Source organism: Nitrobacter hamburgensis X14, from assembly GCF_000013885.1.
GTDB lineage: Bacteria > Pseudomonadota > Alphaproteobacteria > Rhizobiales > Xanthobacteraceae > Nitrobacter > Nitrobacter hamburgensis.
In genome coordinates, this window is record NC_007964.1 from 2,489,710 (window position 1) to 2,511,495 (window position 21,786).

The 21,786-nt window shown below is 61.5% G+C and carries 23 protein-coding genes; 5 read left to right on the forward strand and 18 right to left on the reverse strand.

Going from position 1 to position 21,786, the window contains the following annotated elements; all coding sequences use genetic code 11:
- Positions 1 to 28: 28 nt before the first annotated feature.
- The 4 genes from NHAM_RS11395 to NHAM_RS11410 form a co-directional block, all read right to left on the reverse strand.
- Complete coding sequence (locus NHAM_RS11395) at positions 29 to 325, reverse strand: antibiotic biosynthesis monooxygenase family protein (RefSeq protein WP_011510705.1); 297 nt, start codon at positions 323 to 325, stop codon at positions 29 to 31.
- A gap of 325 nt (positions 326 to 650) precedes the next feature.
- Positions 651 to 1,199, reverse strand: coding sequence for a hypothetical protein (locus NHAM_RS11400; RefSeq protein WP_011510706.1), 549 nt, complete (start codon positions 1,197 to 1,199; stop codon positions 651 to 653).
- Between the two features lie 290 nt (positions 1,200 to 1,489).
- The gene (gene ldtR / locus NHAM_RS11405) at positions 1,490 to 2,005 is read right to left on the reverse strand and encodes a transcriptional regulator LdtR (protein ID WP_041358011.1); all 516 of its coding nucleotides are present in this window, start codon (positions 2,003 to 2,005) and stop codon (positions 1,490 to 1,492) included.
- 456 nt (positions 2,006 to 2,461) lie between these two features.
- Positions 2,462 to 2,926 carry a DUF6163 family protein gene (locus NHAM_RS11410; protein WP_011510708.1) on the reverse strand — a complete coding sequence of 155 codons (465 nt, stop codon included), beginning with the start codon at positions 2,924 to 2,926 and terminating at the stop codon, positions 2,462 to 2,464.
- 172 nt (positions 2,927 to 3,098) lie between these two features.
- On the opposite strand from NHAM_RS11410, the gene hemB reads away from it, so the two are divergent.
- The 3 genes from hemB (at position 3,099) to NHAM_RS11425 (ending at position 5,792) form a co-directional block, all read left to right on the forward strand.
- Positions 3,099 to 4,160 (forward strand): porphobilinogen synthase, encoded by a 1,062-nt coding sequence (gene hemB, locus NHAM_RS11415; RefSeq protein ID WP_041358013.1) that lies wholly within the window; start codon positions 3,099 to 3,101, stop codon positions 4,158 to 4,160.
- Between the two features lie 129 nt (positions 4,161 to 4,289).
- The gene (locus NHAM_RS11420) at positions 4,290 to 4,829 is read left to right on the forward strand and encodes an RDD family protein (protein ID WP_011510710.1); all 540 of its coding nucleotides are present in this window, start codon (positions 4,290 to 4,292) and stop codon (positions 4,827 to 4,829) included.
- Positions 4,830 to 5,018: 189 nt separating this feature from the next.
- Positions 5,019 to 5,792, forward strand: coding sequence for an arginyltransferase (locus NHAM_RS11425; protein WP_011510711.1), 774 nt, complete (start codon positions 5,019 to 5,021; stop codon positions 5,790 to 5,792).
- A 131-nt stretch (positions 5,793 to 5,923) separates the two neighbouring features.
- Here the strand turns inward: NHAM_RS11425 and NHAM_RS11430 are convergent, their stop codons facing one another.
- The 14 genes from NHAM_RS11430 to rpoZ all read right to left on the reverse strand — a co-directional run bounded on the left by NHAM_RS11430 (position 5,924) and on the right by rpoZ (position 20,125).
- Complete coding sequence (locus NHAM_RS11430; protein ID WP_011510712.1) at positions 5,924 to 7,318, reverse strand: Nramp family divalent metal transporter; 1,395 nt, start codon at positions 7,316 to 7,318, stop codon at positions 5,924 to 5,926.
- A gap of 226 nt (positions 7,319 to 7,544) precedes the next feature.
- Positions 7,545 to 7,943 carry an arsenate reductase (glutaredoxin) gene (gene arsC / locus NHAM_RS11435; protein WP_011510713.1) on the reverse strand — a complete coding sequence of 133 codons (399 nt, stop codon included), beginning with the start codon at positions 7,941 to 7,943 and terminating at the stop codon, positions 7,545 to 7,547.
- Positions 7,940 to 8,638 (reverse strand): aquaporin, encoded by a 699-nt coding sequence (locus tag NHAM_RS11440; protein ID WP_011510714.1) that lies wholly within the window; start codon positions 8,636 to 8,638, stop codon positions 7,940 to 7,942. Before NHAM_RS11440 ends, arsC begins: the two co-directional genes overlap by 4 nt.
- A gap of 155 nt (positions 8,639 to 8,793) precedes the next feature.
- Positions 8,794 to 9,141, reverse strand: coding sequence for an ArsR/SmtB family transcription factor (locus tag NHAM_RS11445; RefSeq protein ID WP_011510715.1), 348 nt, complete (start codon positions 9,139 to 9,141; stop codon positions 8,794 to 8,796).
- Between the two features lie 193 nt (positions 9,142 to 9,334).
- On the reverse strand, positions 9,335 to 11,584 hold the full coding sequence (parC, locus tag NHAM_RS11450) for a DNA topoisomerase IV subunit A (RefSeq protein WP_011510716.1): 2,250 nt from the start codon (positions 11,582 to 11,584) through the stop codon (positions 9,335 to 9,337).
- 225 nt (positions 11,585 to 11,809) lie between these two features.
- Entirely contained in the window at positions 11,810 to 12,571 is a 762-nt protein-coding gene (gene recO / locus NHAM_RS11455) for a DNA repair protein RecO (protein ID WP_011510717.1), read from the reverse strand.
- Positions 12,572 to 12,614: 43 nt separating this feature from the next.
- Entirely contained in the window at positions 12,615 to 12,992 is a 378-nt protein-coding gene (locus NHAM_RS11460) for a hypothetical protein (RefSeq protein ID WP_011510718.1), read from the reverse strand.
- Between the two features lie 13 nt (positions 12,993 to 13,005).
- On the reverse strand, positions 13,006 to 13,923 hold the full coding sequence (gene era / locus NHAM_RS11465) for a GTPase Era (protein WP_011510719.1): 918 nt from the start codon (positions 13,921 to 13,923) through the stop codon (positions 13,006 to 13,008).
- Entirely contained in the window at positions 13,920 to 14,720 is an 801-nt protein-coding gene (rnc, locus tag NHAM_RS11470; RefSeq protein ID WP_011510720.1) for a ribonuclease III, read from the reverse strand. Before rnc ends, era begins: the two co-directional genes overlap by 4 nt.
- Complete coding sequence (gene lepB, locus NHAM_RS11475; RefSeq protein ID WP_011510721.1) at positions 14,717 to 15,475, reverse strand: signal peptidase I; 759 nt, start codon at positions 15,473 to 15,475, stop codon at positions 14,717 to 14,719. Before lepB ends, rnc begins: the two co-directional genes overlap by 4 nt.
- A 444-nt stretch (positions 15,476 to 15,919) precedes the next feature.
- Positions 15,920 to 16,339, reverse strand: coding sequence for a holo-ACP synthase (gene acpS / locus NHAM_RS11480; protein ID WP_011510722.1), 420 nt, complete (start codon positions 16,337 to 16,339; stop codon positions 15,920 to 15,922).
- On the reverse strand, positions 16,336 to 17,106 hold the full coding sequence (locus tag NHAM_RS11485; RefSeq protein WP_011510723.1) for a pyridoxine 5'-phosphate synthase: 771 nt from the start codon (positions 17,104 to 17,106) through the stop codon (positions 16,336 to 16,338). Before NHAM_RS11485 ends, acpS begins: the two co-directional genes overlap by 4 nt.
- A gap of 86 nt (positions 17,107 to 17,192) precedes the next feature.
- Positions 17,193 to 19,454 (reverse strand): RelA/SpoT family protein, encoded by a 2,262-nt coding sequence (locus tag NHAM_RS11490; protein ID WP_041358018.1) that lies wholly within the window; start codon positions 19,452 to 19,454, stop codon positions 17,193 to 17,195.
- 278 nt (positions 19,455 to 19,732) lie between these two features.
- Positions 19,733 to 20,125: a DNA-directed RNA polymerase subunit omega gene (gene rpoZ / locus NHAM_RS11495; protein ID WP_011510725.1), complete on the reverse strand. Its 393-nt coding sequence runs from the start codon at positions 20,123 to 20,125 to the stop codon at positions 19,733 to 19,735.
- Positions 20,126 to 20,455: 330 nt separating this feature from the next.
- Here rpoZ and NHAM_RS11500 point away from each other — a divergent pair, with 330 nt between their 5' ends.
- Positions 20,456 to 21,076, forward strand: coding sequence for an NYN domain-containing protein (locus tag NHAM_RS11500; RefSeq protein WP_011510726.1), 621 nt, complete (start codon positions 20,456 to 20,458; stop codon positions 21,074 to 21,076).
- Positions 21,054 to 21,782 (forward strand): uracil-DNA glycosylase, encoded by a 729-nt coding sequence (locus NHAM_RS11505; RefSeq protein ID WP_011510727.1) that lies wholly within the window; start codon positions 21,054 to 21,056, stop codon positions 21,780 to 21,782. Before NHAM_RS11500 ends, NHAM_RS11505 begins: the two co-directional genes overlap by 23 nt.
- Positions 21,783 to 21,786: the final 4 nt, after the last annotated feature.

Here is a 21,786-nt window from a genome sequence, read left to right on the forward strand (position 1 = left end):
CACTTCTGAGTTCGGAAGCGAAAAGGCTCTAAAAGACTACGACCGTATTGGTGTGTTCGACCTCGGGGGGTGAGGCGAAGTGCGGCCCGACCAGCGCGCGCCATTCGGTGAAATCTGCGGACTCGCGAAAATCCACCACGTGGTTTTCGAGCGTTTCCCACTTGATCAGAAGCCGGTAACGTGACGGCTTCTCAATCGACCTGTGCAGCTTGAAGCTTTTCCAGCCTTTGCAGCGCTTGAAGATCGTCTGCGCCTGCGCGATCGCTGCCTCAAAGTCCTTTTCGCTGCCCGGCTTGATCTCGATTTGCGCGATTTCGGTGATCATGTGAGGAGACCTTTCGTATGTCTCCCGTCTGTATCGCAACCGGCGGCAACCGTGAAGCCGCCCCGCGCATGATCGTCTCACGCCTTCCGGTTAGCAAGCCTCGTTATCGTTCGCAGCAACGCACCAAGGACAGCAAAACGCACCGGCGCCGGATGAGCCGGGCCGATGCGCTTAAAGTGCGGGGAATGTCGTGTTCTATTGGTCCGAGCGAAGTGGATACCGGTTCGCATGGAGAAAACACGTCATATCAAAACCATAGAGCCTCGCTTCTGATTCCATCAGAAGCGAGGCTCTAGAGTAGGTGTCAGGCCTTGCGCGCCCGTCTTCAGCGGTGGTGCGACTTATGCGAGCTGTGTTTGGATTCCGACTGCGAGCTGTGTTTGGAATCAACCGGCGCTGTGACGGAAGCAACCTGCTGCGAAAGCTGATCGACGCTTTTGTGCAAGTTTCCTACGTCCGTCTGGAGAGCGTCTATCGTCGTCTTGACGGACTCAGGTTCGGCCTTCCCGGCGCGGTCTATCTTCGTCTTGAGAGCGTCGAGATCCGACACCTTGAAGGCACCCAACTGCGTTTGTACGGTCGCGAGCTGAGACTGCAGATCCTTGAGGCGTGCTTCGAGCTGAGAGGTATCGACTGCCGGCGGCGGATCCTTCATCCTGGCTTCGATGTGGGCCAAGCGCTTTTCCAGCCCCACGACCGCATCTGCGTGGGGCGCGGCGGCGACTTCTGCTTTCGCTTTCGCGGGAACCGCTGCAACCGCTTTCGACGGAAGCGGGCCGCCGGTGCTCCATACCAAACCCACGCTGCCGAGCGACAACACGCCGACAACGATTATGCCCCAGATCAACCGATTAGAGTGGTCGTGTTCGTTCATCACGTTGCCTCCCTTATATGTTGTCTTGTTATCTTTTGTCCCTTCAAACCAAGCCCTCAGTATGACCGCTCCGCGACTATTTGTACAGAGGGCGCTTCGACTGAGCGCCATCCTCAAGGCTCGCTACGGAGGGCGCAGCACAGCGAGATAACCACCACGAATAGCAAACGCACCGGCGCCGGATGGACCGGGCCGATGCGCTTAAAGTGCGGGGGAATGTCGCGTTCCAGAAATATCAGGAGAACGGGCGGCCGGTCTTGACGCCGGCTTCGCCCTGCCCCGGAGAAAACTCAGAGCCGATACAGAATCTGATCGGTCCAGAAACGCTCGAGGCGATGCAGCGACTTGTTCAGCGTTGCGAACTCCTCGTTCGAAATGCCGCCGACCTGTTCGACGGTCTTGACGTGCTTCTGGTATAGCGCGTCGACGATGCGGCGGATTTCCTGACCTTGCGCGGTCAGGCGGATGCGCACCGAGCGGCGATCGACGCGCGAGCGCTGATGATCGAGGAAGCCCAACTCGACGAGCTTCTTCAGATTGTAGGAAACGTTGGAGCCGAGATAATAGCCGCGGGTCCGCAGTTCGCCGGCGGTCAACTCCTTGTCGCCGATGTTGTAGAGCAGAAGCGCCTGCACCGAATTGATGTCGGCGCGACCGCGACGATCGAATTCATCCTTGATGACATCGAGCAAGCGACGATGCAGACGCTCGACCAGGGTCAACGCTTCGAGATAGAGCGGCTGCACCGGCGCCTGGCCGACAACCTGTTCCGCGGGCTCGTGAGCCTTCGCAACGGCTTTCATGATGACATCCCCTGTTGTCGTTTTTATCGACTTATTCGACGAAACTTGTGTCCCGCCTGATAGCTGGACCTTAGGGGAGGCGTTTGAAGATCAGCTTAAATAAGACAATAAAGACATCATGAATTTAAGACAGTGAATCGCCGATTAAGCCCTTCAGATAAGGACTTTTCGCAACTTTTTCTTGACGTTTCCGCCACGCTGTTCACGCTTCGTCTGCGACTGTTGTCGCATTCAGGAACAGCACCGTTCAAATTCGAAACATCCGGTCAATACAAATGACCACGCCGTTAGGGTCACCGAATTCTTACCGCGAACAATTGTCTGAAAACTTGACGCGACGTCTCAATTCCGATTCTACGCGGCGTCGTCAATTCCAGCGATGCCGTCTATTCCGGTTAAGTCGCCTCCGTCCCTTTCGGATGCGGGACTTTTTTTGTTGAGGCTCGCGCATTTGAATGTCTATGGCGGCCGTTCGCGCGACGCCATCCAGGCCAGTGCCAGATAGGCCGTGAGCATTGCCGTTTCCAACCCGACCACGGCGAGATTGCCGCCATAGATCGCCGGGAACATCAGTTCGACCACGGCCATCGAGACGACGGTAGTGAGCCACACGACGGCGCCCCATGGCGTCGCAAGCCACAGGCCCACGGCAGCCACCAGATCGATCACCGCGAAGTAGACCGTCGCCGCCTGCCAGGCCACAGTCTGGTTCTCAAAGGCATCGTCTTCGCCGCCGATGAATCCGGTCACTTGAGCCCAATGATAGAGTCCCGCAGCGAGCGATAGCGCCGCCATGATGCGCAGGAACAGCACCAGTCGCCGGGTCCAGAGATTTTCGACCGTTTCCGTCCGTACAGACGAAATTCCCGCCACCGACATGGCATTATCCCGCGGGATCTGCTCGCGCGAAGAGGTTTCAGACATCAGGGTGCTCGCAACCGGGAACGACAAGCAGACGAAATCGATTCATGACTTTTTGGGACCACAAAATCAATTGCATTGCCTCGGGTGCATGAGCGCGGTGACGAAACCGGTTCCTGGTGTTAGAATTGGAGCAAAATCAAATCGGTTTCTGGTCTTCGGGAGTGTCGGCAACATGGCGATAAAATACGGGCGTCCCATAGAAATGCGGGATGGACCCCGCCGCGAGGCCGCCGTCACCGCCCCTCCGCTCGATCTGGTGGCCCGGCCGCGCCGCAACCGCAAGGCGGAATGGGCTCGCCGTCTGGTTCGTGAAAACGTCCTGACCACCGACGATCTGATCTGGCCGCTGTTCGTGGCCGATGGCACCAACAAGCGGACGCCCGTCGCCTCGATGCCCGGCGTCGACCGCATCAGCGTCGATCAATGCGTGCGCGACGCCGAACGCGCGCTGAAGCTGAACATTCCCTGCATCGCGCTGTTCCCCTATACCGATCCCGCGTTGCGGGACGACGCCGGCAGCGAAGCTCTCAATGCCAAGAATCTGGTGTGCAAGTCGGTCCGCGCCATCAAGCGGGAGTTTCCGGACCTCGGCGTGCTCTGCGACGTGGCGCTCGATCCGTTCACCAGTCATGGCCATGACGGTTTGGTCGAGGACGGCAGGATCCTCAACGACGAGACCGTCGCGGTGCTGGTCCAGCAGGCGCTGGTGCAGGCGGAAGCCGGATGCGACATCATTGCTCCGTCGGACATGATGGACGGCCGCGTCGGCGCGATCCGAAGGGCCCTCGATGAAGCCGGATTCGTCGACGTGCAGATCATGGCTTACGCCGCGAAATACGCGTCGGCGTTTTACGGCCCGTTCCGCGACGCCATCGGCTCGGCCAAGGCGCTCACCGGCGACAAGCGCACGTATCAAATGGACAGCGCCAACTCCGACGAAGCGTTGCGCGAGGTCGAACTCGACATCGCCGAGGGCGCCGACATGGTACTGGTGAAGCCGGGCATGCCCTATCTCGACATTGTGCGGCGAGTGAAAGACACCTTCGGGATGCCGACCTTCGCCTATCAGGTATCGGGCGAGTACGCGATGATCGCCGCCGCCGCCGGCAACGGCTGGATCGACGGCGACCGGGCCATGATGGAAAGCCTCGTTGCTTTCAAACGCGCCGGCGCCGACGGTGTACTCACCTACTTTGCGGCAGCGGCGGCGGAGAAACTGAAACAAAACGGCTGACGTTCCAACGCCGCCACCTGCAATGATTGCCGTTCCGTAACGCCTGCGAGGTCTTGCAACCCCGGCAGCACGTAGCCATGTCGAAGGCCGGCAAAGAAAATGCCGTGGATGAGCCGCGGAGGATCGGTCATGACCGACTATGGCTTCAGCAATGCGCGTGGCGACAACTCTGACGGGTTCCGGCCTCACGCGTTCGACCCCTGGATGCAGCCAGAACTGTTTCGCGGCGTCCTGACGCGGCGTTTTTTTGCATTCCTGATCGATCTCGTGGTGCTTTCGATACCGGTGATTCTCGGCGTGATCTTCATCGCGATGTTCGGCATCGTCACGCTGGGACTCGGCTGGGCGCTGTTCTGGCTGGTCTCGCCTGCCTCCCTGATCTGGGCTCTCGTCTATTATGGCGCGTCGCTGGGCGGCCCGCATTCGGCGACCATCGGAATGCGGGTCATGGGTCTGGAGATGCGGACGTGGTACGGGGAGCCGGGCTATTTTGTGTTGGGCGCCATGCACGCGATCCTGTTCTGGGTGTCGGTCTCGGTTTTTACGCCGCTCATCCTGCTGATCGGCCTCTTCAACGGGCGGCGGCGGCTGCTGCATGACATGCTGCTGGGCACCGTGATTATCAACAACTCGGTTCTCGCGGCGGTTGCAGAGCCGTACCGGACCTAAGAATCTTTTTCCCTTCTGATGGAATCAGAAGCGGGCTCTACGATTTTGATTTGACGCGTTTTCTTCCCGCGAACCGGTACCCGCTTCGCTCGAAAACGCTCTGGTTGATATCAAGACAATCGGATTGACGGTCGGCCTTGGGAGCGCGATGCTCGGAGATAACCTAGTTCGGAGACTGACAAGACTACCGTGACCCAACACTCGCGCGACACCCCGCAATTCTATCTGACGGCACCCTCGCCGTGTCCCTATCTGCCCGATCGCAGCGAGCGCAAGGTGTTCACGCATCTCGTCGGCGAAAAGGCCGGCGAGCTCAACGATCTGCTGACCCATGGCGGGTTTCGCCGCAGTCAGTCGATCGCCTATCGTCCAGCCTGCGATCAGTGTCGCGCCTGCGTTTCCGTGCGGGTGATCGCCGGCGAGTTTCGGCCGTCGCGCAATTTCCGCAAGGTGCTGGCGCGCAACGCCGACATCGTCAGCCAGCTACGCGCCGCTACGCCGACGTCGGAACAATATTCGATATTTCGCGCCTATCTCGACCAGCGCCACCGCGACGGCGGCATGGCCGATATGACCGTGCTCGATTACGCGATGATGGTGGAAGACAGCCACGTCGAGACCCGCATCATTGAATATCGCAGGCGCGGCGCGGATAGCGACATCAACGAACGCGGCGATCTGGTGGGGGTAGCCCTCACCGATGTGCTGAGCGACGGGCTGTCGATGGTTTACTCGTTTTTCGAGCCATCCGAACAGAACCGTTCGCTCGGCACCTTCATGATCCTCGATCACATCTCGCGCGCGCGGCAGCTCGGCCTGCCCTATGTGTACCTCGGATACTGGATCGAGGGGTCGCGGAAGATGGATTACAAGGGCCGCTTCATGCCACAGCAGCGCCTCGCGCCCACCGGCTGGTTGCGTGTCGATGCCAAAGACGAATCGCAGCACGAGTCGCGGGACTAGAGCCTTTTCGCTTCTGATGGAATCAGAAGCGGGTCCTATGATTTTGATTTGACGCGTTTTCTTCCTGCGAACCAGTATCCATCCTCGGGTCAAGCCCGAGGACATGCTTCGTTCGAAAACGCTGTTCAGTGCTATCCGGCAAACGTGTCTACCAACAGCTTCACATTCAGAATCACGATCACACCGGCGACGATCCATGCCGCAACGGCAGTTCCGGTTGAAATCGCGAACTCGCCCATCTTGCGCCGGTCCGAGACAAAGCGGACCAGCGGGATCACCGCGAACGGCAACTGCATCGACAGGACGACCTGACTGAGAACCAGAAGTTGTGCGGTCCCGCGCTCGCCATAGAACGCAGTGACGGCGATCACCGGGACGATGGCGATGCCGCGGGTGACCAGCCGCCGTGCCCACATCGGCATCCGCAAATGCAGAAAGCCTTCCATAACGATCTGGCCCGCGAGCGTCGCCGTCACTGTGGAATTGAGGCCGGAAGCAAGAAGCGCGATCGCGAACAGCGTCGAGGCGATGCTGAGACCCAATAGCGGCGACAGCAGCCTGAAGGCGTCCCCGATTTCGGCCACGTCGGTGTGACCGCTGCGATGAAACACGGCGGCGGCCACGATCAGAATGGCGGCGTTGACGAACAACGCCAGCATCAGCGCCAGCGTGCTGTCGGCGGTAGCCCATCGGATTGCACTCCGCCGCCCCTCCTCCGTGCGCGGATAAGCGCGCGTCTGCACGATCGACGAATGCAGATAGAGGTTATGCGGCATGACCGTCGCGCCGATGATGCCGATGGCGATGTAGAGCATTTCCGGATTGGTGACGATCTCGCGCGACGGTGCGAAGCCGTGCAGAATCTCGGCGACCGGCGGCGCGGCGGCAACGATCTGGATTGCAAAACAGACCGCGATCACGATCAGCAGCGCGACCACAAAGGCCTCAAGGAAACGGAAGCCCCGGTTCATCAACAGCAACAGTAGAAAGGCATCCAGCGCCGCGATCAGCGCGCCGCCTATCAGCGGAATGCCGAACAGCAACTGCAGCGCGATCGCCGTGCCGATCACCTCAGCCAGATCGCAGGCGATGATCGCTGCCTCGCAGACCAGCCAGAGCATAAAACTGACCGGCCGCGAATAGCTGGCGCGGCACGCCTGCGCGAGATCAAGGCCGGACGCGATGCCAAGCCGCGCGGCCAGCGCCTGCAGCAGGATCGCCATGAGGTTCGACAGCAGGATGACCGACAGCAGCGTGTAACCGAACTGCGAACCGCCCGCGATGTCGGTGGCCCAGTTGCCGGGGTCCATATACCCCACCGAGACCATGTAACCGGGACCCGCAAAGGCCAGCAGACGACGCAGCCAGTGCCCGGTCGCGGGCACCGGCACCGTCGCATGGACCTCCTCAAGGCTGGGGTGGGCTGGTGCTTCCGGACGCCAGCCAGCCCCAGCCGAAAAGGCTCCATGCGACGGCTCCGACACCGGTACCGGTTCAGACGCCAATCCAGGTGTTTTCACATCCATCGGCAACGTAATGGACTAAAACGTTCGTTCTTGCAACTCACTTGCAAATGCATCTAGCCAGATGCGTGGGCGGACGATCGCCGTTCGCATTCCGCATCCATGCGGGTGGCTCGCGAGCGACTGTATTCCGCAACGCGAAGATCGCGCTCGGCCTCGCCCTGATTGTGTCTCGTTGCTCGCGCCCGTGCTCGACATGAAACGGGACGCAAATGTTAGAATCGGACCACTAGCGCCTGACAACCTCGCCGTCTTCCTTGGTGAAGGAAGCGGCAGGACGATCGAGCAGCTCGAGCACCGTCTCAGACGGACGGCAAATCCGCGTGCCTTTCGGCGTTTCCACGATCGGGCGTTGAACCAGGATCGGGTGCGCCAGCATGAAATCGAGAAGCTGGTCGTCGGTCCATTTGGGATTGCCGAGGTCGAGTTCGGCATAGGGCGTGCCCTTCTCCCGCAGCAGCGCGCGGATGGGAATCCCCATGGCGTCAGCGAGCGCGCGAAGCCGCACACGGTCTGGCGGATGCTTGAGGTATTCGACGATCACCGGCTCTTCGCCACTCTGCCGGATCATCGCCAGCGTGTTGCGGGAGGTGCCGCAGGATGGGTTGTGATAGATCGTCACGGTCATGGCTGAACCTCCTTGCTGATGGGAGCCGCGCGGTTAACCTCGCGCAGCAGCCAACCAATAACAATCACGCTGATGATAGCCCCACAAAGTTCGGCAGTGATAAAACCTGGAAGGTCCCGCGGACGAATTCCGGAAAACGTGTTCGTCAGCGAACGCGCCACCGCGACGGCCGGATTGGCAAACGATGTCGACGCCGTAAACCAGTACGCGGCCGTGATATAGAGACCAACCAGCCACGGCACGGAGCCGCGCTCAAAACGAAGTCCCGCAAGGATCGTTGCGATCAATCCAAACGACGCGACGGCCTCAGCGAACCATTGCCCGCCGCCGGTCCGGATTTTCATCGATTCATTCAGAAGCGGCAGCCCGAACATCAGATGAGCGATCATCGTGCCGACAATGCCGCCGACAATCTGGACGATGGCATACATCAGCGCATCGTTCGTCGAAAGCTCGCGCTTAAACCAGAAAACCAGCGTTACGGCGGGATTGAAATGCGCGCCGGAGATCGGGCCGAACACGGTAATCAGAACAACGAGGATTGCGCCGGTGGAAATGGTATTGCCGAGCAACGCCAGCGCCGCATCCTTCGTAAGCCCCTCCGCCATGATGCCAGAGCCGACCACGGTCGCAACCAGAAGCGCGGTCCCGAGCGCTTCAGCCGCCAACCTGCGCTGCAGATCAAACTCAGGCATCAGGACGTGCAGCAGGCCGAAGCCGCGGCAGGATTTTGGCGTAATCCGGCTTGATCACAGCCGGTTTCGCCGCGAACGAGGCGGAATAGAAGCCAACCGATCGCGTGATAACCTCGACCGCGACGTGAGCGTGCAAACGTCATGGACATATCCCTTCAGGTCGAAACTTTGGCACGCCTGCCGCGCTTGCTTGTCGCCGCGGGCGCGCACAAATCGGCGCGACCGCCGCAGCAATCTTCGAGCAGGAACTGAACCACGCCGCCAAAACGCTTAAGGTCAGCGCGATAGACGATCGAGCGGCTGAAACGCTGCGCCGAAACCAGTCCGGCACGGGACAGAACCGCAAGATGCGACGACATCGTGTTTTGCGGCACGGCAACAGCTTTCGCGATATCGCCTGCTGCAAGACCCTTCGGCTCATGCTTCACCAGAAGCCTGAAGACATCCAGCCGGGTCGATTGGGCGAGCGCCGCGAGCGCCAGGATAATGGCTTCGGATTCCATGTATCGAGAATTATCGATATACAACCCGTTGTCAAGCCGCCCCGCCGTCGTCCATGCGCACGCAGGGACCCATAATCCCTGCAGGTTGACGTGACGGTGCGGACCACCGGAGTGCGGATGTCACGACGTTTGCACCTCGATGGCGAGGGCGCGGCGCAATGGTTTCCGCGCGGGCGTGCATCTTGAAATGAAATTAAATGGTGCGACCGAACCTGTTCGACTTCGGCAGGCCGTGCGCGAGGCGTCCGGCGTCGGCGCGGTTGCCGCGCCAGTCGGACAAGTCCTTCCAGCGCAGGCCCTGCTCGCGGCCTGCAGAGTCCTTCCACGTTAATCCGGCCTTCGAATCGAACACGGCGACGTCGGATAGACCTGCGTCCTTGTACTTCTGCAGCCGTACGCCGCGGCCGCGCGCCATCTCCGGCACCTGATCGAGCGGGAAGATCACCATCTTGTGGTTGGTGCCGATGACGGCGACCTGATCGCCCGCGACCGTCACAATCGCCTTGGCCTCGTTCGGCATCTCGACATTGAGTACCTGCTTGCCCTTGCGGGTGGTGCCGACGCAATCGTCCTCATTGACGATGAAGCCCTGCCCCTCGTGGCTCGCGATCAGGAACTTGCGGCCGCCGGTGTTGACGAACAGCGACACGATCGCAGCGTCCTGCTCCATGTCGATAAACAGACGGATCGGCTCGCCGTGGCCGCGCCCGCCCGGCAGCTTTGCGACGTCGAGCGAATAGAATTTGCCGTTGGTGGCGAACAGCAGCAGCTTTGACGTGGTTTCGGCGAAGAACGCAAAACCGAGCTTGTCGTTGGTCTTGAAGGACAGGCTCGACAGGTCTTCGACGTGGCCTTTCAGCGTCCGCACCCAGCCCTTGTCGGATAACACGACCGTGACCGGCTCGCGCTCGACCAGCGACTCTTCCAGCGCGGCGAGATCGTGCTCCGGCGCATCGGCGAAGACGGTGCGGCGCTTGCCGAGCGGTGTCTTGGGACCGAACATGTCGCGCACGGTGCGCACCTGCTCGGCGACTTTCTCCCACTGCCTGGCTTCGGAGCCCAGCACGGCATTGATGCCCTTGAGTTCCGCCCGAAGGTTCTTGTCCTCGGTGCGAATTTCCATCTCCTCGAGCTTACGCAAGGAGCGCAGGCGCATGTTGAGGATGGCCTCGGCCTGAACCTCGGTCAGCTTGAATGCCTTCATCAAGGCCGGCTTCGGCTCGTCCTCGGTGCGGATGATTTTGATGACCTTGTCGATGTTCAGATACGCGATCAGGTAGCCGCCCAGCACCTCCAGCCGATGTTCGATCTGCGCCTTGCGATAGGCCGAACGGCGCAACAGCACGTCGCGCAGATGGTCGAGCCACTCGCGAAGGCATTCCGCGAGGCCGACGACCTTCGGAATCTTGCCCTTGATGAGCACGTTGAGGTTGAGCGAAATGCGGCTCTCAAGCTCGGTGAGTTTGAACAGCGATTCCATCACCAGTTCGGGATCGACGTTGCGCGACTTCGGCTCGATGACGACGCGGATATCTTCTGCCGACTCGTCCCTGATGTCCCCGACCAACGGCAGCTTCTTCTCGTTGAGCAGTTCGGCGATCTTCTCGATCAGCCGCGACTTCTGCACCAGCCAGGGGATTTCGGTGACCACGATCACCCAGGTGCCGCGCGCGCCTTCTTCCTGATTCCACTTGGCGCGGGTGCGGAACGCGCCCCGCCCGGTCATGTAGGCCTCAGTGATACTTTCCTTGGAGTCGATGATGATGCCGCCGGTTGGAAAGTCCGGCCCCTTGACCCACCTCAGGAGCGATTTCGACGTCGCGTCCGGCTTGTCGATCAGATGCAGCGCGGCGTCGCAGAGTTCGGCGGCGTTGTGCGGCGGAATAGCGGTGGCCATGCCGACCGCAATACCCTGCGCACCGTTGGCGAGCAGGTTCGGAAAGCCGCCCGGCAGCACCACCGGCTCGCGGGTCTGGCCGTCGTAGTTGGGACGAAACTCGACGGCATCCTCGTCGATGCCTTCGAGCAGCAGCCGCGCGACATCGGTCATGCGCGCTTCGGTGTAGCGGTAGGCGGCGGGATTATCGCCGTCGATATTGCCGAAGTTGCCCTGGCCGTCGACCAGCGGATAACGCGAGGCGAAATCCTGCGCGAGCCGCACCATGGCATCGTAGATCGCCTGGTCGCCGTGGGGATGGAACGAGCCCATGACGTCACCGACGATTTTGGCCGACTTCTTGAAGGCCGAACCGGGGTCGAGCCGTAGCAGCCGCATACCGTAAAGGATGCGCCGATGTACCGGCTTCAGGCCGTCGCGGGCATCCGGCAGCGCGCGGTGCATGATGGTGGATAGCGCGTAGGCGAGATAGCGCTCTTCCAGCGCATCCCGAAGCTGCACGTCGTGAATTTCGGCCGGCTCCGCCGGAATCAAGCGCTTTCCCATGGCGTGGGGTTAACGCCTGCGGAGTGCGGCGACAAGGCGCGAATCAGGTCGGTATCGCCATCCACGGCCAAGCTGATGGTCCATCCGCCAACGGGTCCGGCTTCGCCGGCCCGATGACAGGCTCCGGCGGATGATCCAGTACGCCTCAACATTGGATCAATATCGCGAAGGTAACGCTTTACTGGATGCCCCGCCTCCGCGGGGCATGACGGCTTGGATCGTATCCTATCCGGAAATCGCCGCTGCGCTCGCCCGCGCCTGATGCTTCACAACTGCGTTGATGAACCCGGCGCGCGCATCAGAATGTCCTTGCCCCCGCGGCTCCAGCACGTGGCGCAGCAGGAACCGGCCTGTCAGTTCGAATCCATCCAGCAAGTCCTGATCCGACCAGCCGCTTTGTTCTTCGTCAGCCTCGCGCAGAAACGGTGGCAGCCGCAGCAGCCGGTCGCGCCACGGCTCGCCGGCCTGCCGCGACACCGCCCCGCCCGATTTCGGTGAGACGTAGATCAGTTCGGTGGTGGTACCAGTCGCCACACACGTCGATAGATCGAGGCCGAAACCGAGTTCGGTCAGCATCGCCAGTTCGAACCGGATCAGATGGATCGCCGCCTCGCCCGCCGTGTCGAAATCGTCCAGCGTCCGTTCCAGCCTCTCGAAAATGCCGTCATGCGGATCGCGCTCGGGCAACAGCCGCGCCAGCGACGCCAGGTGGGTCACGCCATAGGTCGCATGGGATGCACCGAGCAGGTTGGCGGCTCGCATCCGGGTGCCTTCCAGCGCATAGGCGCCGAGATGTTCGTCGAGCCGCGCGCGCCACAGCGCGCTGACCGAATTTCCGGGCTGCAACAGCGGGCGCATCCGCGATCCCGCCCCTCCGCGCACAAGGCCGAGATGGCGGCCGTGGCCGCGCGTCAGCAGTTCGACGATGGCTGAGGATTCGCCATGCCGCCGCACCCCGAGCACGATGCCATCGTCGGTCCATTCCATCGCGTCAGCTTATAATATCGCGCGGCGTTTCGCAGCCATCCGATCAGACGGAGTTGAACCAGTCTTTCGCGTCATCCGTGAATGACAAATAAATCCCGGCCCCGGCCAGAACGGTCGAAAACAGGTCGACCACCGACGCCAGCCTCAACCCGCTGCTCAATGAATCGAGCAGCGAAAGCGCGGAAAGCCCGAGTGCAGCGACCAGGATCCATCGCGCCCAGCTCTTCCTGTGTCGTGCCGCGAGCCAGACCAGAAGCAGGAAAAACATCAACACGACAACGACGAACATATCGGCGCTCACCGCAGCCGTCTCGTCGATTTCAGTCGACGGGCGTTCGATGAACGCAGCCGACAACGTATCGATCAGCAGCGACAGATACAGCAGGACCTCGAACCACAGCACGTTTCTCGGAATCGTCATGGCGTCCGCCGGCCTATTTTTTGGGAAATTCCAGTCCCATTTCGCGATAACGGTTCGGGTCGTCGCCCCAGTTCTCACGCACCTTCACGAACAGGAACAGATGCACCGGCTGGCCAAGGATCTCGCCGATCTCCTTGCGGGAGTCGGCGCCGATCGCCTTGATGGTCGCGCCATTCTTGCCCAGCACGATCTTACGCTGGCTGTCGCGCTCCACAAAGATGGTCTGCTCGATGCGAACCGACTTGTCGTTGCGCTCGGTCCAGGTGTCGGTCTCGACGGTGGATTGATACGGCAATTCCTGATGCAGATGGCGATAGATTTTCTCGCGGGTGATTTCGGCAGCGAGATGACGCAGCGGCGCGTCCGACATCTGGTCTTCCGGGTAGTGAAACGGCCCTTCCGGCACGCGCTCGGCCAGCGCGCGGCGCAGATCATCGACGCCGTCACCCGACAGCGCCGACACCATGAACGTATCCTCGAAGGCCATGCGCCCGTTGGCCGCGCTGGCCAGCGCCAGCAGTTTTTCGCGGGGCACGAGATCGATCTTGTTCAGCACCAGAATTTTCGGATGCGCAACGCCTGCGAGTTTCGTCAGGATGACGTCGGCCTCGTCATCGACCCCCGCACGTGCGTCGAGTAGCGCGCAGACGAGATCGGCGTCGTGGGCCCCGCTCCACGCGGTCGAAACCATCGCGCGGTCGAGCCGCCGCTTCGGCGCGAAGATGCCGGGCGTATCGACCAAAATGATCTGGGCATTGTTCTCGACGACGATGCCGCGGATCAGCGCACGGGTGGTCTGCACCTTGCGCGAGACGATGGTGACTTTCGAGCCGACCAGCGCATTGACCAGGGTGGACTTGCCGACGTTCGGCGCCCCGATCAACGCAACGAAACCGCATCGCGTGGCAGCAGTCGCGCCGGTCTCGCTCACTTTACACCTTCACGGGCGATCATGGCGGATGCCGCAGCCTTCTCCGCCGCGCGCTTGCTGCCGCCGATGCCCTCCGAGGCCTCCAGCCCCGGCAATTCCACCGCGACGCGGAAACGCGGGTCGTGATGCGGCCCGGTGCGCTCCACTTCGCGGTAAACCGGCGTCGGCAGGCCCTGGCCCTGCGCCCACTCCTGCAGCACGGTCTTGGGATCGCGCAGCGGCCGCACCGGCTTGCGCATTCGCTCAAGCCAGTTGCGCTCGACGAAGGCGGCAGCAGCCGCATAGCCGCCATCGAGATAGACCGCGCCGATCACCGCCTCGCAGATGTCCCCGAGCACGGACCTGCGCAGCCGCGCGCCGGCGCCGGCGCCGACCGCGCCGAGCTTGATGCCATCCTGCAGATCGAGCGATTTGGCGACATCGATACAGGTCTCCTTGCGCACGAGTTCGGCGAGCCGCTTCGACAGTTCGCCCTCGTCCGCCTTGGGAAAGGCGCGGTAGAGCATGTCGGAGACCACCAGACCGAGCACGTGATCGCCGAGAAATTCGAGACGCTGGTAACTGTCGCTGCGTCCGCGCGACGACTTCAGCGCCGAGACATGGGTGAAGGCCGTGGTCAGCAGCGACATATCGGCGAACTTGTGGCCCAGCCGCTGTTCGATCGCGGCCATGATCGCCTTGGTGCTGGTGCGGGCCCGCTTCTTCTTCGGCGCAGGCTCCGCCGGCTCCGTGCCGGACGGCACGATCGCGGCGTCCGAGTCCGGGACCGGCTTGATGTCAGCCAATTCGTCGATCATCGCACAAAGGAGAATATGCGATTCCACCGCACCGCGGTGGGCCAGCGCCAGACCTCCCAGGCATGCCCGCCCTCCGCGATCGAGAAGAAGATCATCTGCGCCCGTCCGACCAGGTTCTCGAACGGCACATAGCCGACCGCGGAGAGCACGCGGCTGTCGGTCGAGTTGTCGCGGTTGTCACCCATCATGAAGAAATGGCCCGCCGGCACGACGTAGACGTTGGTATTGTCGTAGAAACCGTTGTCGACACAATCGAGCGTCTTGTAGGTGACGCCGTTCGGCAGCGTTTCCCGCCATTGCTTGACCCGCGCCGTCGCATCGGAGCCGCAGGGGTCTTCCCCGACGAAATCCGGCAGCCGTTCGCGCTGCACCGGCGTGTCGTTGATGTAGAGCAGCCCCTCCTTCATCTGGATGCGGTCGCCCGGCATCCCGATCACCCGCTTGATGTAGTCGGTGGTGGTGTCCTTCGGCAGGCGAAACACCACGACATCGCCGCGACTCGGTTCGGAGCCGAAAACACGCCCCGAAAACAGCGGCGGCGAGAACGGGATGGAATAGCGACTGTAGCCATATGAGTATTTCGAAACGAACAGGTAGTCACCGACCAGCAGCGTCGCCTTCATCGATCCCGAGGGGATGTTGAACGGCTGGAACAGGAAGGTTCGGATCACCAGCGCGATTAGGAGAGCATGGATGACGACACGGATGGTCTCGCCGACGCCGCTTTCAGTTTTGGTTCCGGATGTCACGCCCATCGCTTCCCTATGTCCGTCGCCGCCGCCCGGGCGGTGGCAAAGCGTTCAAGGCGAAGCGTGTCCGTTCCGCACAAAACGCAGTCAATTCTGGTGTTGAGACGAATCCGCGCGCAACCTTCGTGCTGATTCACCTGATGCCCCGATTCCGAACTTCGCATGTCCTTGCAGCACCCCCCTGATGCGAACTTCGGAATCAAGGGACACTAGCAAACTTTATGATTTCTGGTGTGGTTTGAGATTCAGAAGTTCGCTTGACCGACTCGCCGAAGTGAATGAAGCAAACTTGCGAATGTTGGTCGGACCACCGGCCCGAAGTGTCCCTATCCTGCGGCATTTTAGACGGTTGTTTGCGGCTGCGCAATCAACCGCGCTACAGAAACCTTCTAACATTATGATATTGCTTTGATTTTAGTTCCGACACGATACTGTATCGGAATCAGCCGATCAAAGGTTGCCCGGTGTGACGGCCGAAATTATGACAAAGGCCTGCGCCAGTGGCCAATCGTCGGTGAGGCTCAGGTCTATCCGCACCTCAAGACCCTGCGGCGTCAGCATTTGCAGCCGCCTCAGCGCCCCGCCCGTGAGGATCATGGAGGGCCGCCCGGACGGCATATTGACGACGCCCATGTCCCGCCACCACACGCCATGCCGGATTCCGGTCCCGAGAGCCTTGGAGCAGGCTTCCTTCGCGGCAAACCGCTTTGCGTAGGTCGCCACCGCCATCTTCTCGTTGTTGGCGCGGCGCGCGGCCTTCGCCCGCTCGGCGTCCGTGAAGATGCGATTGAGGAACCGGTCGCCGTGACGCTCGATGACCTTCGCCACCCGGCGGATATCGATCAGGTCGGAGCCGACGCCGATGATCATGCCATACGCGTCTTCAGGATGGCGCGTCCGCGATCCATGGCAGCGCGCATGGTGCGAACGGTCTCGGCGATCCCGACGAGCAACGCCTCGCCGATCATGAAGTAACCGATGTTGAGCTCAGCGATCTCAGGCAGCGCCGCGATCGTTTCCGCCGTGTCATAATCGAGTCCATGCCCGGCGTGAACCTCAAGGCCAGCCGACCTGGCCAGCGCGACGCCTTCGACAATACGGCGCCATTCGAGGTCCGCCTTCTCCCTGTGACCATCGACGACGGCATCGCACCAGCCGCCGGTGTGAATCTCGATCGCCGGCGCACGCAGTTTCGTCGCCATCTCGATCTGGCGGGCATCGGCGGAAATGAACAGTGAGACCCGGATACCGGCATCGTTCAGTTTCGCGATGAAAGGCGCCAGCGCATTGTATTGGCCGACCACATCGAGGCCGCCTTCGGTGGTGAGCTCCTCCCGCCGCTCCGGGACCAGACAAACCGCATGCGGTTTGGTGGCCAGCGCGATCCGTTGCATCTCGGCCGTCGCCGCCATCTCGAAATTGAGAGGTTTTGCAATTTCAGCCTTCAGCCGCGCCATGTCGGTATCGCGAATATGGCGCCGATCCTCGCGCAGATGCGCGGTGATGCCGTCGGCGCCGGCCGCGATCGCCGCTAGCGCGATCCGCACCACATCCGGCCGATCGCCGCCGCGCGCGTTGCGCACAGTGGCGACGTGATCAACATTAACTCCGAGGCGTATGGAAGGAGAATTCAACATCGGTGGGACTCTTAATTTAGCTCAGCCCGCATTTAGCTTAGCATCGCGACAGTAAAAACGCGCTCAATCTCTCTCATGTTCATTGTCTAGCCATTGACCCGCTCGACGCGCGCCACGACGTCCTTGGCACGCAACTGGGCGATGATAGCACTGAGATGCTTGAGATCGTAGACCTCGAGATCGATGGTCATTTCGGTGAAGTCGGGCGAACGCCTGGTCATGCTGATATTGTCGATATTGCCGTCGTGCTCGGCGATCACGGTCGCGACCTGCGCGAGGCTGCCGGGCTCGTTGAGGCTATCCACAACGATGCGCGCCGGAAACCGCTGCGGCGTGGTGTCGTCGACATCCCAGCGAACGTCGAGCCAGCGCTCCGGCTCTTCCTCGAAATCCGTCAGCGCCGGCGACTGGATCGGATAGATCGTGATCCCCTCGCCCGGCGTGATGATGCCGACGATGCGGTCGCCCGGTACCGCACCGCCATTGGGCGCGAACTTGATCGGCAAATTCGAATTGATGCCGCCGATCGGGATTACCGACGGGCCACGAGCGGGATCCGGCGCCGATTTCAATTTGAGCTTCGCGGCCAGGCTCTTCTTGGCGCCGGCGCCGCCCACCCGCTCCTCCTTGTAGTCCGGGTACATCGCGCGCGCGACATCGGAGGCGCGCATTTCCCCGCGACCCACCGAAGCCATCACATCCTCGATCGTGGCGCGCGCCAGCCGTGGCAACGCGCCGGTGAGCTTGTCGTCGGCGTATTCGATTTTCACGCGAGTGAACAGGCGCTCCACGATCCGCCGGCCAAGGCTGACATACTGACCGCGCACGGCGGCCCGGGTGGCGCGCCGGATCGCGGCCCGCGCCTTGCCCGTGACCGCAAGCGATTCCCAGGCCGATGGCGGCGCGGACTGGGCGAGCGACGTCAGGACCTCGACCTCATCACCGTTCTGCAATTGCGACGACAGCGGCGCGAACTTGCCGTTGATCTTGCAACCCACCGTACTGTTGCCGACATCCGTATGCACCGCATAGGCAAAGTCGATGACATTGGCGTGCCGCGGCAGCGCGATCAGCTTTCCCTTCGGAGTGAAGCAGAACACCTGGTCGTGAAACAACTCGAGCTTGGTGTGCTCAAGGAATTCCTCCGGATTGACGCTCTCCGACAGCATTTCGATGGTGTGGCGCAGCCACGCAAAGGCATTGGATTCGCGGTTGAGCAGTTCGGTCGGCGAACCCGCCCCATCCTTGTAAAAAGCATGTGCGGCGATGCCGAATTCGGCGATGCGGTCCATCTCCCCGGTGCGCAGTTGCAGTTCGACACGCTGGTTGCCCGGTCCGATCACGGTGGTGTGGATCGAGCGATAGTCGTTCTGCTTCGGCGTCGAAATGTAGTCCTTGAAGCGCCCGGGCACGACCGGCCACGTCGTGTGGACCACGCCGAGCGCACGATAGCAGGCTCCGACATCGGGCATCACGACGCGAAATCCAAAAATATCCGAAAGCTGCTCGAAGCCGACCGATTTTCGTTCCATCTTGGTCCAGATCGAAAACGGCTGCTTGCGACGGCCATTCACGTGCGCGGTGATGCCCTTGTTCGCGAGACTGGTCGTGAGCTGGTTCTCGATCTCGCCGATCAGGTTTCGGTTGCGCTCGGCCAACGCGTCGAGCCGCTGCGAAACCACCGCATGGGCTTCCGGATCGAGGGTGTGGAACGCCAGATCCTCAAGCTCCTCGCGCATCTCCTGCATGCCCATGCGGCCAGCCAGCGGGGCATAAATGTCGAGAGTCTCCTCGGCGATGCGCTGGCGCGACGCCGGCGGCACGAATTCCAGGGTGCGCATGTTGTGCAGCCGGTCGGCAAGCTTGATCAGCAGCACGCGGACATCTTCGGCGATCGCCAGCAGCAGCTTGCGCAGGTTTTCGGCCTGCTTGGCCTCGCGCGAGACCAGTTCCAGCCGTTTGAGCTTGGTCAGGCCCTCGACCAACGTACCGATCTCGTGACCGAACATGTTGTCGATCTCGGCTCGGGTGGCCTCGGTATCCTCGATGGTATCGTGCAGCAGCGCCGCGACGATGGTGGCATCGTCGAGCTTGAGGCCGGTCAGGATGGCCGCGACCTCGAGCGGATGGGAAAAATAGGGATCGCCCGACGCCCGTATCTGCTCGCCGTGGGCCTTCATGGCATAGACGTAGGCCCGATTCAGCAAATCCTCGTTGGTGTCCGGGTTGTAGGAGCGAACGCGCTCGACCAGATCGTACTGGCGCATCATGCGCGGGCGCGGCGGCCTGGCCGGGGCCGGGGCGGCCGGCGTCGGAGCCTCCCCGACCGAATTGGTCGCGGTCTGCATCTGCTGCCTTCTGCGAGGCCAACTCGCTATAGAACTCAGTGCCTTCATCGCACGGAAACCGTCCGCTCACCCCCCAATATCTATCCTAGATTGTTCCGGCCGAAAGTCGAATTCGATCTTCAGGCGCACGAGATTTTGGTTACCGGAGCAAGAGGCCCAGCCGAACGGCCAGCGCCGCCCTCGCAATCACTCGTTCTGCTTCTACTCCTTACCGCTCCTTGAACGCAAAAGCCCGGACCAGGGCCCGGGCTTGCAAACGTCACGGTGGCAGCGAGCGTTCATTCGTCCTCTTCGGGCTGCTCCTCGCGAGGTGCGAGCCCCTCCAGACCCTTCAGCAACTCTTCCTCTGTCATACGCTCAACGGCGACCTCGGTGTCGTCAGCATCGACGCTCGCCCCGGCCGAGCCGATCAAGGGCACCGTGTCGGGCTCGGGCTCGTCGACCTCGACAAACTTCTGCAAGGAATGAACCAGCTCTTCGCGCATATCTTCGGGGGAGATGGTTTGCTCGGCAATCTCGCGGAGCGAAACCACCGGGTTTTTGTCGTTATCGCGATCAATCGTAAGTTGCGAACCCGACGAAATCATCCGCGCACGATGCGCGGCCAAAAGAACCAGGTCAAACCGGTTGTCGACCTTGTCAATGCAATCTTCCACGGTGACGCGCGCCATTGCCTGTCGCTCCGTTAAGGGGGCCGAAACTGTTAGATGTGTCCGCTAGGTATAGTGGGTTTGCGGGTTTCGCAACAGGGAATTTAGTATTTGGCGCAAAGGCCAGTCTCTGGTACCCAATACAGGAGCCAGAAGGCCGGCGTTCAGAGAAGCTGAATAAGTCCCAGTCGGACAAGAATTCGCTTCATTGCATCCTTATCCCCTACGCTGCTTCTGCCTCACCTCATTGCGCTATTGTTTGCTTCAGTTCGATCCGCAAGACGCGATTTGCATCATTTGAACGCGTGGATGGCCCGACAATAGCGCCAACAACAATCACGAGAACGCTTGATGTCATCTGCCTCCAACAAGATCGCGCTCTTTATCGATGGCGCCAATCTCTACGCAACCGCCAAGACGCTCGGCTTCGACATCGACTACAAGCGCCTCCTGAAGGAATTTCAGTCGCGGGGCACGCTTGTCCGTGCCTTCTATTACACCGCGATCATCGAGGATCAGGAATACTCGTCGATCCGGCCACTGATCGACTGGCTCGACTACAACGGCTACACGGTCGTCACCAAGGCCACCAAGGAATTCGTCGACGCCAGCGGCCGCCGCAAGGTCAAGGGCAACATGGACATCGAACTCGCGGTCGATGCCATGGAGCTTGCCGAACACGTCGACCAGATCGTGCTGTTCTCGGGCGACGGCGATTTCCGCTCCCTGGTCGAAGCGGTGCAGCGCCGCGGCGTTCGCGTGACCGTTGTTTCCACGATCTCAAGCCAACCGCCGATGATCGCCGATGAACTGCGCCGCCAGGCAGACGTCTTCACCGATCTCGTCGAGTTGCAACCGAAACTCGGCCGCGACCCGTCGGAGCGTTCGGCGCCGCGCCACCATGCGCCGCAGTTCCTGCAGCGGGCTACCACCGTGGCGCCTCGGCACGATGACGACGACTTCGAGGACTGATACGCAGTCGCGCGCCGAGCCCGCTCTGTCCGGCGCAAACACCGCCAGCACAGAACCCGGCCGCGATTGCCCGCTTTGTCCGCGGCTGGTCGATTATCGCCTGTCGGTGCGGGCACGCGAACCGGACTGGTTCAACGCCCCCGTCCCCTCTTTCGGCGACCCCGATGCGGCCTTGCTGATCGTCGGCCTGGCGCCGGGCGTGCAAGGGGCCAACCGCACCGGTCGGCCGTTTACCGGCGATTACGCAGGCGACCTGCTTTACGCCACGCTGCTCAAGTACGGCTTTGCCGCAGGACATTACCAGGCTCGCGTGGATGACGGCCTCACCCTGGTCGATTGCCGCATCAGCAATGCGGTGCGCTGTGTGCCGCCGCAAAACAAGCCGCTGCCGGCCGAGATCAACACCTGCCGCGCGTTTCTGAGCGCCACGCTGGCGGCGATGCCAAAGCTGCGGGCGATTGTCGCGCTCGGCCGCATCGCTCACGATTCCGTGGTGAAGGCACTCGGCCTGCGCGCCAAAGCCGCCCCCTTCGCGCACGGTGCCGTGCATCGTGCCGGTGCGGTCAGGCTCTACGACAGCTATCACTGCTCCCGCTACAACACCAACACCCGCGTCCTGACGCCCGAAATGTTCGAGAGTGTGTTCGCGCAGGTGCGCGCCGACCTGGAGCATGATCCCGAAAAATGGAAACCGGTTTTCGGATAAGATC